Genomic DNA, 15,935 nt, shown 5'->3' with positions numbered 1-15,935 from the left:
TAACTCGAAGATGGACTGCCCCATGCGTACCCTCACTCGCGCCGGCGCCGTGTGCGCCGTCGCGGCGGCCGCGCTGTTCGCCGCCCCTTCCGCCTACGCCACCGCTCCGGGTGACAACGGCACAGTGAAGATCCACGATGCCAAGACGGGCGAGGAGTTGCGCCGCAACGAACCGCACGTCTGCACGTTCTACCTGGACGCCTTCGGTTTCGACGGGGTGCAGGAGGTCGACTGGCACATCGAGGCGTGGGCTCCGACGGCCGCCCCGAAGGGCGAGACCGTGAAGTCCGGTGCCATCACCCTGGACGGCGAGGGACACGGCCGTACCGAGGACCTGTCGCTGCCCGACGGGCACTACAAGCTGTTCTGGAACTTCGACGGCGAGAAGGGCGCGGCCAAACACAAGGTGTTCTGGACGGACTGCGCGGACTCCGAGGGCGGCGGTACGACGCCGTCCGCGTCCCCGAGTTCCTCCGCGAGTGAGTCGGCGAGCCCGTCGGGTTCCGCGTCCCCGAGCGCGTCTGCGAGCGAGTCGGCGGGCGGTGGCGAGTCGACGGCGCCGGTCGCGTCGCCGTCGTCGTCCGAGCAGGGCGGTGGCTCGGGCGGTCTGGCCGAGACGGGCAACGGCGCGCCGGTGGGTCTGCTGTCGGGTGTCGCGGCCGCGCTGGTCGGCGCGGGCGGTTACCTCGTGTTCCGGCGCCGGAAGGCCGTCCGGGGCTGATGCCCGCATGGGTGTGCCCCCGTGCTTCGCGTGAAGCACGGGGGCACACCCATGTCGTCGGCCGTCAGCCGGTGTTGCGCAGGCCCGCGGCCACGCCGTTGACGGTGAGGAGAAGGGCCCTCGACAGCAGCGGGTCGGGCTGTTCGCCTCTGGCCGCGGCGTCGCGCTGGCGCTTGAGCAGGGTGACCTGGAGGTAGGAGATCGGGTCCAGGTAGGCGTCACGGATGCTGAAGGTCTGCCTCAGCACCGGTGTGGCGTCGAGGAGTTCCTTCTCGCCGGTGATGCGGAGGACCTCGGAGACGGTCAGTTCGTGTTCGGTGCGGATGGTGTCGAACACGTGCCGGAGCTCGTCGGGGACGAGGGTGTCGACGTAGTGCTCGGCGATGCGCAGGTCGGTCTTGGCCAGGGTCATCTCCACGTTGGAGATGAAGTTGCGGAAGAAGTGCCACTGCTCGTGCATCTCGTCGAGCACCGTGTCCAGCCCCGCTTCGCGCAGCGCCTTCAGCCCGGAGCCGACGCCGAACCAGCCGGGGACGATCTGCCGGGACTGGGTCCAGCCGAACACCCAGGGGATGGCGCGCAGGCCGTCCAGTCCGGCGCCGGAGTCGGGCCGCCGGGAGGGGCGGGAGCCCAGGTGGAGGTCGGCGAGCTGGTCGACCGGGGTGGAGGCGAAGAAGTACGCGGGCAGGTCGGGGTCCTCGACCAGGCGCCGGTAGGCGTCGTGGGCGGCGTCCGAGACGACGTCCATGGCGGCGTCCCAGCGGGCCAGGGCCTCGACCGACTGGCGGGGCGCGGTGTGCAGGGCGGAGGCCTGGAGGGTGGCCGCGACGGTCAGTTCCAGGTTCTCCCGGGCGAGGGAGGGGATGAGGTACTTGTCGGAGATGACCTCGCCCTGCTCGGTCACCTTGATCTCGCCCTCCAGGGTGCCCCAGGGCTGGGCGAGGATGGCGTCGTGGGAGGGGCCGCCGCCGCGGCCGACGGTGCCGCCGCGGCCGTGGAAGAGGCGCAGCCGGACGCCGTAGCGGTGGGCGACGTCGCGCAGGCGGCGCTGGGCGCGGTGGATCTCCCACTGGCTGGTGGTGATGCCGCCGAACTTGGAGGAGTCGGAGTAGCCGAGCATGACCTCCTGGACGTCGCCGCGCAGCGCGACCAGGCGCCGGTAGGACGGGTCGGAGAGCATGTCTTCGAGGATGGTGTCGGCGGCCTTGAGCTCGTCGGTGGTCTCCAGGAGGGGGACGATGCCGATCCTGGCCCAGCCGGCGTGCAGGTCGACGAGGCCGGCCTCGCGGGCGAGGACGGCGGCGGCGAAGACGTCGTCGGCGCCCTGGCACATGGAGATGATGTAGGACTCGATGACCTCGGGTCCGAAGACCTCCAGGGCCTTCTTGACCGTCTGGAACACGCCGAGGGTCTTCTCGCCGGCCGCGTCGACGGGGGCCGGGGTGGGAGCGAGGGGCCTGCGGGAGCGCAGTTCCTTGGCGAGGAGCCGGGCCCGGTACTCGCGGGGCATGTCGGCGTAGCGCCAGGATTCCTCGCCGAGGCGGTCGAAGAGCTGGCCGAGGGCGTGGTGGTGGGCGTCGGCGTGTTCGCGGACGTCCATGGTGGCGAGCTGGAGGCCGAAGGCGGCCAGGGTGCGGATGATGCGGGCGAGCCGGCCGTCGGCGAACAGGCCGCCGCGGTGTTCGCGCAGGGAGGTCTGGAGGATGCGCAGGTCGGCGAGGAGTTCGCCGGTGCCGAGGTAGTCGCGGCCCGGCTGGTGGGGGGTGTCCTTGGCCAGGCGCTGCTTGGTGTTGGCGAGCTTCTGGCGGATGCAGGTGGCCTTGAGCCGGTAGGGCTCCTCGGCGTTCAGGCGCTTGTAGCGGGGGCTGATCTCGGGCAGGAGGTCCAGGTCGGTGCGCAGGGACTCCAGGAGTTCCTCGGTGGCGCCGGTGTAGCGGATGGACTGGGAGAGCAGGCCGCGCAGCTCGTCGATCATCTCCGTGGCGTCGTTGATGCCGTGTTCGTGCTGGAGGATGAGGACTTCCCAGGTCACGGCGGGGGTGACATTGGGGTTGCCGTCGCGGTCGCCGCCGATCCAGGTGCCGAAGGTCAGCGGCCGGGTGTCGTCGGGGAGCCTGACGCCGACGCGCTCCAGCTCGGCGGTGAGGTCTTCCAGGACGTCGCCGACGGCGTTGGCGTGGAGTTCGTCGAGGTAGTAGATCGCGTTGCGGGCCTCGTCGGCGGGTTCGGGGCGTACGACGCGCAGCTCGTCGGTCTGCCAGACGAGGTCGATGTTCTCGGCCAGGCGGGTGTCGTGGCGGCGGCGGTCGGCCTCGATGACCGGGGCCTCCAGGAGTGCGGCGATGCGCCGGAGCTTGTTGAGGACCGAGCGGCGGGCGGCCTCGGTGGGGTGTGCGGTGAACACGGGGCGGACGTTGAGGTGCTGGACGGTCTGCCGCAGGTGTTCGGGGTCGGCGTCCTTGAGGCGGTCGGCGGTGCGGGCGAGGAGGCCGCCCTCGGCGGCGCGCCGGGCGCGCAGCTCGCGGCCGCGGTGGACCTGCTCGGTGACGTTGGCCAGGTGGAAGTAGGTGGAGAAGGCGCGGACCAGCTTGGCGGCGGTCTCCAGTTCGGTGCCGCGCAGCAGCTCGGCGGCGGCCTCTCCGTCCTCGCGGGTGAGGCGGCGGACCTTCTCGACGAGTTCGAGCAGCTCGGGGCCCTCCTGCCGGACGAGGGACTCGCCGAGGAGGTCGCCCAGTCGCCTGATGTCGGCGCGCAGCTCACTGCTGGTCGTGGTGGTCTGGTCGTCGGCACTGCTCACAGGTGCGGCTCCTTGCAGTGTTGAAGCTCGTCCGGGAGGGAACCCGGGTGTCTGCCGCGCGGCAGCTGCCGCGTACGGCCCGGACATCCGGGAAGAAACAGAGCGGACCGCGCTGTCCGACCGACTCCAAGGATAGGTGTCCATGTGGACGCGCTGGCTCACGGGCTCTTGCCGCCGGACACCGCGCTGCCATACTTACGTCGCCGTAGGTTACGGAACCGTAGGGAAGTCTGGGTACAGTCCCACTAGGTCGCCGCGACCCGGCACCCCCCCCTTCACCCTCGACCCCACAGGGGACGCCCATGACCACGAGTTCCGATGTGATCGATGACGCCCCGCAGGCGACCGACGCAATCCCCTCCGCCACGCTGGGCGGTGAGCAGAAGCGTTCGATCGAGCAGATCACGCTGTTGCTGTTCATCACCGTGCCGTTCCTCGCGCTGGTGGCCGCGGTGCCGCTGGCGTGGGGCTGGGGGGTGAGCTGGCTGGATCTGAGCCTGCTGGTGTTCTTCTACTTCCTGGGCTGCCACGGCATCACGATCGGTTTCCACCGCTATTTCACCCACGGTTCGTTCAAGGCCAAGCGGCCCCTGCGGATCGCTCTGGCGATCATGGGGTCGCTGGCGGTCGAGGGTCCCCTGGTGCGCTGGGTGGCCGACCATCGCAAGCACCACAAGTTCTCCGACGCGGAGGGTGACCCGCACTCCCCGTGGCGGTACGGCGAGACCGTCCCGGCGCTGGTCAAGGGCCTGTGGTGGGCGCACATCGGCTGGATGTTCGACGAGGAGCAGACGTCGCAGGAGAAGTACGCGCCGGATCTGATCAAGGACCCGGCGATCCGGACGATCTCCCGTCAGTTCGTCTACTGGACGGTGCTCTCCCTTGCCCTGCCGCCACTGATCGGCGGCCTGGTGACGATGTCCTGGTGGGGCGCGTTCACGGCGTTCTTCTGGGGGTCACTCGTGCGGGTGGCTCTGCTGCACCATGTGACGTGGTCGATCAACTCGATCTGTCACGCGGTGGGCAAGCGGCCGTTCAAGTCGCGCGACCGCTCGGGGAACGTGTGGTGGCTGGCGGTCCTGTCGTGCGGCGAGTCCTGGCACAACCTGCACCACGCCGACCAGACCTCGGCGCGGCACGGTGTGGAGCGGGGTCAGCTGGACTCGTCGGCGCGGATCATCCGCTGGTTTGAGATGTTCGGCTGGGCGTACGACGTGCGCTGGCCGTCACGCTCGCGTATCGATTCGCGCCGTAACACCGGGGAAGACGGCTCTCGGCGGGGGGCCAAGGCCGCGAAGGCGGCATGATTGACGCCGTGGCGACCGACTCCAGCACCCCCAGCACCGAAAAGCCGCGGCGAGCGCGCCGGACCCGGATGACCGGTGCCGAGCGCCGCCAGCAGTTGCTCGAGATCGGTCGCACCCTCTTCGCGGCGAAGGGCTTCGAGGGCACGTCGGTGGAGGAGATCGCGGCGAAGGCCGGGGTCTCCAAGCCGGTGGTGTACGAGCACTTCGGCGGCAAGGAGGGGCTGTACGCGGTGGTGGTGGACCGCGAGATGCGCCGGCTGCTCGACATGGTGACGAGCAGCCTGACGGCCGGCCATCCCCGCGAGCTGTGCGAGCAGGCGGCGTTCGCGCTGCTGGACTACATCGAGGAGTACACGGACGGCTTCCGCATCCTGGTCCGTGACTCTCCGATCCCCCAGTCGACGGGTTCCTTCGCGTCGCTGATCTCGGACATCGCGACCCAGGTGGAGGACATCCTGGGCCGCGAGTTCAAGTCCCGCGGCTTCGACCCGAAGCTGGCGCCGCTGTATGCCCAGGCGCTGGTCGGGATGGTGGCGCTGACCGGTCAGTGGTGGCTGGACGTGCGCCGCCCGAAGAAGGCGGAAGTCGCCGCCCACCTGGTGAATCTCGCGTGGCACGGGCTGGACGGGCTGGAGCCGAAGCCGCGGTTGATCGGGCACCGCAAGAGTTAGCGGTGTCCGGCGCGGGGTGCTGATCACCCGATGTGATGACCTTTGTCGGTCCCGGCGGCTAGCGTGGGTATCAGGCCGCTGAACACCGCTCATGGGAGGAATCACCATGACTGCCGAGCCGAGCAGCGCACACGACGCCGAGCCCGGCATCCACCTGCCCGTGCCGCCGCCCGATGGCTTCACGGTCGACGATCTGTTCACACTGCCGGACCTCCCGCCGCACACCGAGTTGTTTGACGGGAGCTTGGTCTTCGTGAGTCCGCAGCGGGATTTCCACAGCATCGTGATCGACCTGCTGGTAGCCGGCCTGCGCCGTGCCGTCCCCAGTGGTCTGAAGGTGCGTCGCGAGATGACCGTCGTCCTCGATCACCGCAACGCACCTGAACCCGACATCAGTGTCGTGCGTGCGGATGCCTTCACCGGACGCGAGCAGACCCGGTATCACTCCGAGGACCTCGTCCTTGCTGTTGAGGTCGTCTCCCCGGACTCCGAAGCCCGGGACCGTGACAGCAAGCCCACGAAATACGCGGCCGCCGGTATCCCGCACTTCTGGCTGGTCGAGATGGCCGAGGGGAATCAGCACCCAGTGGTCAGGACCTATGAGCTGGACCCGGTCAACAAGGCCTACGCGCTCACTGGTATCCACCACGACAAGCTCGAACTCTCTGCACCGTTCGACATCGAAATCGACATCACTTCGGGCGCGCTCGACGAGCTCTGAGCGGCTCCAGGAACTCCAGCCGGTTCCCCACCGGATCCTCCGAATAGAAGCGGCGGTGGCCGGGGAGGTTGTCGTCCCAGGTCACCGGTGCCGCACCCGCGGCCAGCCGGGCCGCGTACGCCTCGATGTCCGTCACCCGCAGCCCCGGGTGGGCCTTCTTCGCGGGCCGGAAGTCCTGCTCGATGCCCAGGTGGAGCTGGACGGAGCCGGCCTCGAACCAGCAGCCGCCGCGGGCCGCGAGCGCCGGCGGTTTGGGGAGTTCCGTCATGCCGAGGACACCGACGTAGTACGCCCGCAGCAGGTCCTCGGAGCCGGGCGGGGCGGCGAGCTGGACGTGGTCGACAGCGGCGAGCATCAGCCCTCCTTGAGGGCGACGGCGAACAGCCGGCGGAACGGGAGCACGGTGCCGTACTCCTGGCTCGGGTACGCCTCCCGCAGCAGGTCCCGGTATGCGGTGACGAACGCGTCCCGGGCCTCCGGGTCGTCCGCGAGGACGGTGAGGGCGGGCCGCAGTCCCGTCCCCTTGACCCAGTCGAGGACGGGGTCCTCGCCCCGCAGGACGTGGAAGTACGTGGTCTGCCACACGTCGGTGGCGCAGCCGAGGCGGGCGAGCCGGTCGAGGTAGACGCCGGGGGCGTGGACGGAGTCCTCGTGGCGCAGGACGTCGGCGAGGCGGGCCTTCCAGCGGGGCGTGGCCGCGAGCTCGCGCATCAGGGCGTGCAGCGGGGCGTCGATGTTGTCGGGGACCTGGAAGGCGAAGGTGCCGCCCGGTTCGAGGGCGCCGATCCAGTCGGCGAAGCGGTCGGCGTGGCCGGGCACCCAGTGCAGGGTGGCGTTGCTGACGATCAGGTCGTACGGCTCCCCGGGCGTCCAGGTCCGTACGTCGGCGTGGGCGAAGTCCAGGCGGCCTCCGCCGGAGGTGGGCCCCTCGTGGTCGACGTGGGCCTTGTCGAGCATGTCGGGCGAGCTGTCGTAGCCGGTGATGTGCGCGGCGGGCCAGCGTTCGGCGAGCAGGGCGGTGACATTGCCGGGGCCGCAGCCCAGGTCGGCGATGCGGGGCCGAGTGCCCGGCAGGTCGGGGATGCGGGCGAGGAGGTCGGTGAAGGGGCGGGCGCGGTGACCGGCGTGACGCAGGTACTGGCCGGGGTCCCAGGTCGGCTTCGTCATGTCCTCCACTCTCCTCGCCGATATATCTCGATGTCAAGAGACTTGAAATCAAGAGACTTCATGTCGACACAACCACTACACTGATCGCCATGGAGGACGAGGTCGATCGGCTGGTCGCTGCGTGGCGCCGGGAGCGCCCGGACCTCGACGTGGAACCGCTCGAAGTACTGAGCCGGGTGAGCAGGCTGGCCCGGCACCTGGACCGGGCGCGTCGGCTGGCCTTCGCCGAGCACCAACTGGAGCCCTGGGAGTTCGACGTGCTGACCGCGCTCAGGCGCGCGGGGGCGCCGTATCAGCTCTCGCCGGGACAGCTGCTGACCCAGACCCTGGTCACCTCGGGCACGATGACGAACCGCATCGACCGCCTGACGAAGAAGGGCCTGGTCGAGCGACTGCCCGACCCCAGTGACCGGCGCGGGGTGCTGGTGCGCCTGACGGAGGAAGGCCGCGACCGCGCCGACCAGGCACTGGCGGGCCTGCTGGACCAGGAGCGGGCGATCCTCGCGGAACTCTCCCGCGCCCAGCGGGGCGAACTGGCGGCACTGCTCCGCCAGTTGACCGCCCCGTTCGACAACATCCCCGGCTGAGGGCCTGCCGGGCGGATCATGCCGGAGACGCGGGGTCTGGCACGCACTCCCCCGAGCTCTCGGCTTCGCTCGAGCAGGGGGCACCCCCACGACCCCGCTCGCCTGCGCCGATCAGGCGCTGTTGGTTTCCTCCGCCCTGATCCGCCCGGCAGGCCCCAGGTCGACCGGCCCCACCCCGGCCCGGCGCGCGAGCGCGACCGCGGCGAGGGTGGAGTGGACGCCCAGTTTGCCGAGGACGTTCTGCATATGGGTGCGCACGGTGTGCGGGGAGAGGAACAGGCGCTCGGCGACGGCCTTGCGGCCGAGGCCCGCGACCATGCAGCGCAGTACCTCCCGCTCCCGCGGGGTGAGGGACTCCACCAGCCGCTCGCTCTCGGTGCGGTGCTTGCGGGCGGCCGTCAGCTCCCGCAGCACTCCCGTGAGCAGGGCGGGCGGGAGGTGGGTCTCGTCGCGCAGGACGCCGCGGATGACGTTGAGCAGCCGGGACAGCGAGCAGTCCTTGGCGACCCAGCCCGAGGCACCGGCCTGCAGGGCCAGGGCCGCGCGCCGGGGGTCGTCCTTCTCGGCGAGGACGACGGTCCGTACGCCGGGCTGTGCCGAACGGACGCCCGCGACCAGCGAGATGCCGTCGACGAGCCCCTCCTCGTTGCCCTCCTGCACCGGCACGGCCGGCCGCGCACCGGGCACATGGCCGCCCAGGTCGGCGTCGACGAGCAGCACGTCGAAGCGGCGGCCCTCGGCGGCCGCCCGCTCCATGCAGCGCAGTGCGGCCGGACCGCTGCCGGCCGCGGAGACGTCGACGTCGGGCTCGGCGGCGAGGGCCGCGGCGAGCGACTCGGCGAAAATGCGATGGTCGTCGACGACCAGGACTCGGATGCGAACCATGTAACCCCCTTCCCCAAGCTCCACTAGGAGCAGGGGAGACCCCATCGCCCGGAGAACGCCGACCGGCGCGGGTACGACCCCCACGAGTACGGGTGACGCAAACCGCACGGCCGCCGCCGTGCAGAGACTGCTACCCCCACCGCGGGCGTCGTACCCGACTGTCTCGCCCCCTGATCGGCACCGGCCCCCACCGGTGCTGTTCATCAGGGTACGGCCGGGGGCCCGGAGCGGAAGGTTATTTGCAGAACTGGCTGTCCAGCGCGTTTATGGTGTGCCGCATGTTTCGTATTGAGGCAGAAGTCGACAAGGCGAGGCGCGATCTTCTCCGTTCCCGGCTGCTGGACACCAACACGGCGGCCTCCCCCGTGCTGGCCGCCCTGCGCGGCACGCCGGCGGAACGAGAAGCCCCGCTCCATGTGTGGGCCCTGGACGGGACCGGGGAGCAGGCGGGCGGACTGGTCGGCCACACCTGGACGACCTGGCTGCACGTCACCTACCTGTGGGTCGACGAACGCCACCGTGGCTCGGGTCTGGGCTCCCGGCTGCTCGCGGAGGCGGAACGCATCGCCCGCCAGGACCGCGGCTGCCGCTCGGCCCGCCTGGAGACCTGGGACTTCCAGGCCCCGGACTTCTACCGGAAACAGGGCTACGAGGTGGTGTGCGTGATCCCCGACTATCCACCGGGGATCACGGAGTACACCCTGACGAAGCAACTGGGCTGACCCGGCCGTCAGCCCACCCGCCGCGCCCCCGCCGCCGGTACCGCCTCGAAGAGCCGCGGTGCCGTGAAGTTCGCCGCGGTGAAGGCCTCCTCGATCGCCTTGGTGATCGTGTCGACGTCGGTTGCCTCCGCGAGGACGATCGCCGAGCCGCCGAAGCCGCCGCCGGTCATCCGCGCGCCGAGCGCGCCCGCGGTCAGGGCCGTGTCGACGACCAGGTCCAGCTCGGGGCAGGAGATGCGGAAGTCGTCGCGGAGCGAGGCGTGGCCCTCGGTGAGGACCGGGCCGATCGCCCGGGTGTCGCCCGACTCCAGGAGCGCCACGACGCGTTCGACGCGCTGGTCCTCCGTGACGACGTGGCGCACCAGGCGGCGCACCTCCTCCTCGTCGCCCAGCCGGGCCAGTGCCGCGTCCAGGCCGGCGTAGGGGATGTCCCGCAGCGCGTCGACGCCGAGCAGCGCCGCGCCCTTCTCGCAGCCGGCCCGGCGCTTGCCGTACTCGCCGTCGCTGTGGGCGTGCTTGACCCGGGTGTCGACCACCAGCAGGCGCATGCCCTTTGCCGCCAGGTCGAAGGGGATCTGCTTCTGGGAGAGGTCACGGGTGTCGAGGAACAGGGCGTGGCCCTCCTCGCAGCAGGCCGACGCGGTCTGGTCCATGATCCCGGTGGGGGCGCCGACGTAGACGTTCTCCGCGCGCTGGCACAGGCGGGCCAACTGCCAGCGCTGGAGGCCGAGTTCGTACAGGTCGCCCAGGGCCAGGGCGATCACGACCTCCAGGGCGGCCGAGGAGGACAGGCCGGCGCCGGTCGGGACCGTCGAGGCGAGGTGGATGTCGGCGCCGGTGACCGGGTGGCCGGCCTCACGCAGCGCCCAGACCACACCGGCCGGGTACGCCGTCCAGTTGCGGTCGCTCTCGGGTGCGAGGGCGTCGAGCGAGAGCTCCACGACACCGCCCTCGACGTCCGAGGAGTGCAGGCGCAGCACCCCGTCCGTGCGCCGGGACACCGCCGCCGTCGCCACGTGCGGCAGCGCGAACGGCATGACGAAGCCGTCGTTGTAGTCGGTGTGCTCGCCGATCAGGTTGACCCGGCCGGGCGCGGACCAGACGCCCTCCGGTTCGGTCCCGTACAGCTCGACGAAGCCCTCGCGGACCTGCTGTGCCCCCACTACTGCTCCCTTGCGATCTTCTGCGCGAACTCCCAGGCGTCCGCGACGATGGCGGCGAGGTCCGCACGGGACGGGTTCCAGCCGAGGCGCTCGCGGGCGGCCTGGGCGGAGGCGACCAGGACGGCGGGGTCGCCGCCCCGGCGCGGGGCCACGACCTCGGGGATCGGGTGGCCGGTCACCCGGCGGACGGTCTCGATGACCTCGCGGACGGAGAAGCCCTCGCCGTTGCCGAGGTTGCAGATCAGGTGCTCGCCGGGCCGCGCGGCCCCGAGGGCGAGCAGGTGGGCCTCGGCCAGGTCCGCGACGTGGATGTAGTCGCGCACGCAGGTGCCGTCCGGGGTCGGGTAGTCGTCGCCGAAGACGGAGATCGCGTCGCGGCGGCCCTGGGCGACCTGGAGGACGAGGGGGATGAGGTGCGACTCGGGGTCGTGCCGCTCGCCCTGCGCGCCGTAGGCGCCGGCCACGTTGAAGTAGCGCAGCGACACCGCGCCCAGACCGTGGGCGGCGGCCTCGCCGCTGATCATGTGGTCGACGGCGAGCTTGGAGGCGCCGTAGGGGTTGGTGGGCCGGGTGGGGGCGGTCTCGACGATCGGGACCTGCTCCGGCTCGCCGTAGGTGGCCGCGGTGGAGGAGAAGACGAGCTTGCGGACGCCGGCCTCGCGCATCGCGCCGAGCAGCGCCATGGTGCCGCCGACGTTGTTGTCCCAGTACTTCTCGGGCTTCACGACCGACTCGCCGACCTGGGAGAAGGCGGCGAAGTGCAGGACGCCGTCGTAGGAGGGGTCGAGCCACTTGGCGGCGTCGCGGATGTCGCCCTCGACGAAGGCGGCGCCCGCGGGCACGCCCTCGCGGAAGCCGGTGGAGAGGTTGTCCAGGACCGTGACCTCGTGGCCGGCCTCCAGCAGGTGCTGGGCGACGACGCCGCCGACGTAGCCCGCACCGCCGGTCACCAGATACTTGCCGCTCATGAACTCGCTACCTCTCGCAGTCGCTCGGCCGCGCGTTCCGGCGGCACGTCGTTGATGAACACGCTCATGCCGGATTCGGAACCCGCGAGAAACTTCAGCTTGCCGGAAGTGCGGCGGATGGTGAAAAGCTCAAGGTGGAGCGCGAAGTCGTCACGGCTGACACCCTCGAACTCCTCCAGCTGGCCGAACGGTGCCTGGTGCCAGGCGGAGATGTACGGCGTCGGAGGCTCACCCGCAGAGTTTTCCCCTCCATCCCCCCCATCGAAGATCCGGTCGAAGCGCCTCAAGAGTTCCAGATAAACCTTGGGGAACTCTGAGCGCGCCGCCTCGTCGAGCGCGAGCAGGTCGGGGACGCGGCGCTTGGGGTACAGGTGGGCCTCGTAGGGCCAGTGCGCGGCGTACGGCACGAAGGCCACCCAGTGTTCACCCTCAAGGACGACCCGCTCACCGGCGAGCTCCTGCTCTATGAGGGTGTCGAAGAGGTTGCCGCCGCCGGTGGCCTCCTTGTGGGCGGCGAGGGAGTTCAGCATCAGCGCGGTGCGCGGGGTGGTGTAGGGGTACGCGTAGATCTGGCCGTGCGGGTGACCGAGCGTCACGCCGATCTCCTCGCCGCGGTTCTCGAAGCAGAACACCTGCTCGACGGAGGGGAGGTGCGACAGCTCCGAGGTCCGGTCCGTCCACGCGTCGAGGACGAGGCGGGCCTGTTCCTCGGTGAGGTCGGCGAAGGACGCGTTGTGGTCGGAGGTGAAGCAGACGACCTCGCACCGGCCCGAGTCGCCGGCCAGCGACGGGAAGCGGTTCTCGAAGACGACGACGTCGTACGACGAGTCCGGGATCTCGCTCAGGCGGCCGCTCGCCGATGGGCACAAGGGGCACTCGTCGGCCGGGGGGTGATAGGTGCGGCCCTGGCGGTGCGAGGCGATCGCGACCCGGTCGCCGAGCAGCGGGTCGCGGCGGATCTCGGAGGTGGTCACGGTGCGGTCGAGGGGGCGCCGGTCGACCGCGTCGCGCACGGTGTCGTCCCGCAGGTCGTAGTAGATCAACTCACGACCGTCGGCCAGTCGAGTCGAGGTCTTCTTCACTACGGACTCCCTATCCGAGCCACCTTCAACCTTCAAACAGAAACGCACACACCAAAACACAACTCACCACGACAGTCAACATCGCAATCAAACAACGTGGATGAGCGGACGTGTTCAATAACGGAGTGCAAATCCACACATATGCCCTCACACAGGCCCCAGAGCATCTGGCAGCCGAGCTGCGGCTCCCCACGAACGGGCTGGACTACACGATCCTCGCGATCTACTTCGCCGTCGTCCTGGGCATCGGCCTCGCGGCTCGCCGCTCGGTGAAGACCACCCTGGACTTCTTCCTCTCCGGGCGTTCCCTGCCCGCCTGGATCACCGGTCTCGCGTTCATCTCGGCCAATCTCGCCGCGACCGAGATCCTCGGCATGGCGGCCAACAGCGCGCAGTACGGCGCCTACACCGTCCACTGGTACTGGATCGGCGCCATCCCCGCCATGGTCTTCCTCGGCCTGGTGATGATGCCCTTCTACTACGGCAGCAAGGTCCGCTCGGTCCCCGAGTTCCTGCTGCTGCGCTTCGACCGGTGGGCCCACCTGCTGAGTTCGATCCTGTTCGCCTTTGCGGCGATCCTGATCGCCGGTGTGAACCTCTACGCCCTCGCGATCGTCGTCGAGGCCCTGCTGGGCTGGCCGCAGTGGGTGGCGATCGTGGTCGCCGGCTTCTTCGTGCTCGCCTACATCACCCTCGGCGGGCTCTCCTCCGCGATCTACAACGAGGTGCTGCAGTTCTTCGTGATCCTGGCGGCCCTCATCCCGATCTCCGTGCTCGGCCTGAAGAAGGTCGGCGGCTGGAGCGGGCTGAGCGACAGGCTCACCGTGCTGCACGGCCCCGACTTCGTCACCGCATGGGGCGGCACGGGCATCGGCAGTCCCAACCCGCTCGGCGCCAACTGGCTGACCATCGTCCTCGGCCTCGGCTTCGTGCTGTCCTTCGGCTACTGGACGACGAACTTCGCCGAGGTGCAGCGCGCCCTGTCCGCGAGGAACCTCTCCGCAGCACAGCGCACGCCGCTGATCGCCGCGTACCCGAAGATCTTCATCGTCTTCCTGGTGATGATCCCGGGCCTGGTCACCGCCGCGCTGGTGCCGAACATCGGCACCAAGAACTCCCCCCTCCAGTACAACGACGCCATCCCCTATCTCATGCAGGAGCTGCTGCCCAACGGCGTGCTGGGCATCGCGGTGACGGGTCTGCTGGCGGCGTTCATGGCCGGAATGGCGGCCAACGTGTCGTCCTTCAACACGGTGTTCACCAACGACATCTGGTCGAAGTACGTGATCCGGCACCGCGAGGACGAGTACTACGTCCGCTTCGGCCGCCTGATCACGGCGATCGGCGTGGCGGCCTCCGTCGGCACGGCGTTCCTGGCCTCCTCGTTCTCGAACATCATGGCCTACCTGCAGACGCTGTTCTCCTTCTTCAACGTGCCGATGTTCGTCGTCTTCATCGTCGGCATGTTCTGGAAGCGGGCATCGGCGAAGTCCGGCTTCTGGGGGCTGCTCGCCGGCACCGTCACGGCGATGGTCAACTACTTCGTCATCTACAAGCGGGGCATCATCGGCATCCCCAGCGACCAGGGCGCCAACTTCGTCTCCGCGATCGCGGGCTTCGTGGCCGGCGCGGTCGTCATGTTCATCGTCACGCTGTTCACCGCGCCGAAGCCGGCCGAGGACCTGGAGGGCCTCGTCTACGGCACCCGCTCCCCCGGCATGGCCGAGCCGCCCGCCGCCGGCGACGACGCCTGGTACCGCAGGCCGGCCCTGCTGGGCTGGGGCGCGGTGATCCTGGCCGCCGCTTGCTACATCCCGTTCTCGTTCTGACCGCGGGAGAATGGAGAGACCATGTCCGACCACCACGAGTACCCCGGGCACCCCGGATACTCCGAGAGGGACGTCCAGCAGGAAGTCACCGAACTGGAGCACCGGTCCACGACCGCGGCCCGCATCTTCGACCTGCGCCGCATCATCGGCGTCCTGTTCGTGGTCTACGGGATCATCGTCACGATCGCCGGCATCACCGCCTCGGACGCCGAGATGGCCAAGGCGCAGGGCGTGAACATCAATCTGTGGACCGGGATCGGGATGCTGCTGCTCGGCCTGTTCTTCCTGGTCTGGCTGAAGCTGCGGCCCACCCCGCCACCGCTCCCGGAGGCCGCCCCGGACGACAAGCCGCGCGAGTGACGCCCCGTGGGGCCGGAGTCCATCGCGCTCCGGCCCCAGCGGCGCGGGGGACGGCACCCTCCTAGGAGTCCGGGTGCGCGGTCGACGCGTTCGGCACCGGTCCCGCCCTGTCCAGCAGCCCCGTCCGGGCCGCCAGGGCCGCCGCCTCCAGCCGGGAGCCGACGCCCAGCTTCATCAGGACGCGCTGCACATGGGTACGGGCCGTGCTCGGGGCGATGCCCATGCCGGCCGCGATCAGCCGGGTGTCCTCACCGTCGGCAACCCTGACCAGGACCTCGACCTCCCGCGGGGTGAGCATCTGCAGCAGGCGCTGGCCCTCGTCGTCGGGCTGGGCGGCGGGATTCAGGAGTTCGCTGAAGGCTCCCTGGAGCAGTTGCGGGGCGACGGCCGCCTCGCCCGCCCGGGCCTTCATGATCGCCCGTTCCACCCCTTCTATCCGCTCGTCATGACGCACGTACCCCGACGCACCGGCCGCGAAGGCCGCCGCGATCCCCCGCGGGGACGGCACCGGGCCCAGAACCAGCATCGCGACCTGCGGGCGCTCCCGCTTGATCCGCACCACCGGATCGAAGGCCCCCGGCTCGGCCGGTGCCGCCGTACCCAGCAGGCACACCTCGGGCGCACGGCTGATCACCAGCTCCGCCGCGCCCGCGGCCGGAGCCGCCGCCGCGAGCACCCGGTGCCCGCGCAGCTTCAGCGCCGAGGCCAGCGCCTCCGCGAGCAATCGGTGGTCGTCGACCACCATGAGCCGCACTCCCATAGAAGCAACCCCCCAGTCCCCCCAATGGATGCCCCACCATGGATGTCCACTGGTCCACATGGACAGAGGGCCCCCCGGCACCCCTGCCCTTCATGACCCCGGAAGCTACACGCTTGTTCGACGTCGCGCTGCCCCTACTGATGAGAAGTGCCCCGGATCGACGGAATTTCTGGCATTCGAGGGTGATGAGCGGTA

Annotated in this window: 16 protein-coding genes; 8 read left to right on the top strand and 8 right to left on the bottom strand. The window is 70.1% G+C overall.

Annotation, left to right across the window (positions count from 1 at the left end; translation table 11 throughout):
* The first annotated feature begins 22 nt into the window (after positions 1-22).
* Positions 23-721, top strand: a complete 699-nt coding sequence (locus ACFY1J_RS25415; protein ID WP_390731992.1) for an LPXTG cell wall anchor domain-containing protein — start codon at positions 23-25, stop codon at positions 719-721.
* Between the two features lie 64 nt (positions 722-785).
* Here the strand turns inward: ACFY1J_RS25415 and ppc are convergent, their stop codons facing one another.
* Positions 786-3,518, bottom strand: a complete 2,733-nt coding sequence (gene ppc / locus ACFY1J_RS25410; protein WP_390709895.1) for a phosphoenolpyruvate carboxylase — start codon at positions 3,516-3,518, stop codon at positions 786-788.
* A 302-nt stretch (positions 3,519-3,820) separates the two neighbouring features.
* Between ppc and ACFY1J_RS25405 the strand changes: the two genes are divergently transcribed.
* From ACFY1J_RS25405 to ACFY1J_RS25395, 3 genes are all read left to right on the top strand, one after another.
* A complete protein-coding gene (locus tag ACFY1J_RS25405; protein WP_390731991.1) occupies positions 3,821-4,825 on the top strand; it encodes an acyl-CoA desaturase in 1,005 nt (334 codons plus the stop codon).
* The gene (locus ACFY1J_RS25400) at positions 4,822-5,496 is read left to right on the top strand and encodes a TetR/AcrR family transcriptional regulator (protein ID WP_263209629.1); all 675 of its coding nucleotides are present in this window, start codon (positions 4,822-4,824) and stop codon (positions 5,494-5,496) included. Before ACFY1J_RS25405 ends, ACFY1J_RS25400 begins: the two co-directional genes overlap by 4 nt.
* Positions 5,497-5,602: 106 nt before the next feature.
* Positions 5,603-6,217: a Uma2 family endonuclease gene (locus ACFY1J_RS25395; RefSeq protein WP_390731990.1), complete on the top strand. Its 615-nt coding sequence runs from the start codon at positions 5,603-5,605 to the stop codon at positions 6,215-6,217.
* Here the strand turns inward: ACFY1J_RS25395 and ACFY1J_RS25390 are convergent.
* The gene (locus ACFY1J_RS25390; protein WP_390731989.1) at positions 6,189-6,572 is read right to left on the bottom strand and encodes a glyoxalase; all 384 of its coding nucleotides are present in this window, start codon (positions 6,570-6,572) and stop codon (positions 6,189-6,191) included. The genes ACFY1J_RS25395 and ACFY1J_RS25390 overlap by 29 nt on opposite strands.
* Positions 6,572-7,384, bottom strand: a complete 813-nt coding sequence (locus tag ACFY1J_RS25385) for a trans-aconitate 2-methyltransferase (RefSeq protein WP_390709891.1) — start codon at positions 7,382-7,384, stop codon at positions 6,572-6,574. The genes ACFY1J_RS25390 and ACFY1J_RS25385 overlap by 1 nt, the downstream gene beginning before the upstream one ends.
* 89 nt (positions 7,385-7,473) lie before the next feature.
* On the opposite strand from ACFY1J_RS25385, the gene tamR reads away from it, so the two are divergent.
* The gene (gene tamR, locus ACFY1J_RS25380; protein ID WP_390709890.1) at positions 7,474-7,971 is read left to right on the top strand and encodes a MarR family transcriptional regulator TamR; all 498 of its coding nucleotides are present in this window, start codon (positions 7,474-7,476) and stop codon (positions 7,969-7,971) included.
* Positions 7,972-8,082: 111 nt separating this feature from the next.
* Here tamR and ACFY1J_RS25375 read toward each other — a convergent pair whose 3' ends face one another.
* Positions 8,083-8,856 carry a response regulator transcription factor gene (locus ACFY1J_RS25375; RefSeq protein WP_363300299.1) on the bottom strand — a complete coding sequence of 258 codons (774 nt, stop codon included), beginning with the start codon at positions 8,854-8,856 and terminating at the stop codon, positions 8,083-8,085.
* A 266-nt stretch (positions 8,857-9,122) separates the two neighbouring features.
* Here ACFY1J_RS25375 and ACFY1J_RS25370 point away from each other — a divergent pair, with 266 nt between their 5' ends.
* Positions 9,123-9,578 (top strand): GNAT family N-acetyltransferase, encoded by a 456-nt coding sequence (locus ACFY1J_RS25370; protein ID WP_390710005.1) that lies wholly within the window; start codon positions 9,123-9,125, stop codon positions 9,576-9,578.
* An 8-nt stretch (positions 9,579-9,586) separates the two neighbouring features.
* On the opposite strand, the gene galK is transcribed toward ACFY1J_RS25370, so the two are convergent.
* From galK to galT, 3 genes are read right to left on the bottom strand one after another with little or no spacing between them, the layout of a single operon-like run.
* Complete coding sequence (gene galK, locus ACFY1J_RS25365; protein WP_390709889.1) at positions 9,587-10,741, bottom strand: galactokinase; 1,155 nt, start codon at positions 10,739-10,741, stop codon at positions 9,587-9,589.
* The gene (gene galE, locus ACFY1J_RS25360) at positions 10,741-11,709 is read right to left on the bottom strand and encodes a UDP-glucose 4-epimerase GalE (RefSeq protein WP_390709888.1); all 969 of its coding nucleotides are present in this window, start codon (positions 11,707-11,709) and stop codon (positions 10,741-10,743) included. Before galE ends, galK begins: the two co-directional genes overlap by 1 nt.
* Positions 11,706-12,791, bottom strand: a complete 1,086-nt coding sequence (galT, locus tag ACFY1J_RS25355; protein ID WP_390709887.1) for a galactose-1-phosphate uridylyltransferase — start codon at positions 12,789-12,791, stop codon at positions 11,706-11,708. Before galT ends, galE begins: the two co-directional genes overlap by 4 nt.
* 131 nt (positions 12,792-12,922) lie before the next feature.
* On the opposite strand from galT, the gene ACFY1J_RS25350 reads away from it, so the two are divergent.
* Both ACFY1J_RS25350 and ACFY1J_RS25345 read left to right on the top strand, forming a co-directional pair.
* Positions 12,923-14,620 carry a sodium:solute symporter family protein gene (locus ACFY1J_RS25350; protein WP_390710004.1) on the top strand — a complete coding sequence of 566 codons (1,698 nt, stop codon included), beginning with the start codon at positions 12,923-12,925 and terminating at the stop codon, positions 14,618-14,620.
* A gap of 21 nt (positions 14,621-14,641) precedes the next feature.
* Entirely contained in the window at positions 14,642-14,980 is a 339-nt protein-coding gene (locus tag ACFY1J_RS25345; RefSeq protein WP_390709886.1) for a hypothetical protein, read from the top strand.
* 61 nt (positions 14,981-15,041) lie between these two features.
* On the opposite strand, the gene ACFY1J_RS25340 is transcribed toward ACFY1J_RS25345, so the two are convergent.
* On the bottom strand, positions 15,042-15,740 hold the full coding sequence (locus ACFY1J_RS25340; RefSeq protein WP_390709885.1) for a LuxR C-terminal-related transcriptional regulator: 699 nt from the start codon (positions 15,738-15,740) through the stop codon (positions 15,042-15,044).
* Positions 15,741-15,935: the final 195 nt, after the last annotated feature.

The organism is Streptomyces sp. NPDC001406, assembly GCF_042895285.1.
GTDB lineage: Bacteria > Actinomycetota > Actinomycetes > Streptomycetales > Streptomycetaceae > Streptomyces.
Note: the sequence above shows the minus strand (reverse complement) of the source record. Positions and strands in the feature narration are given on the sequence as shown.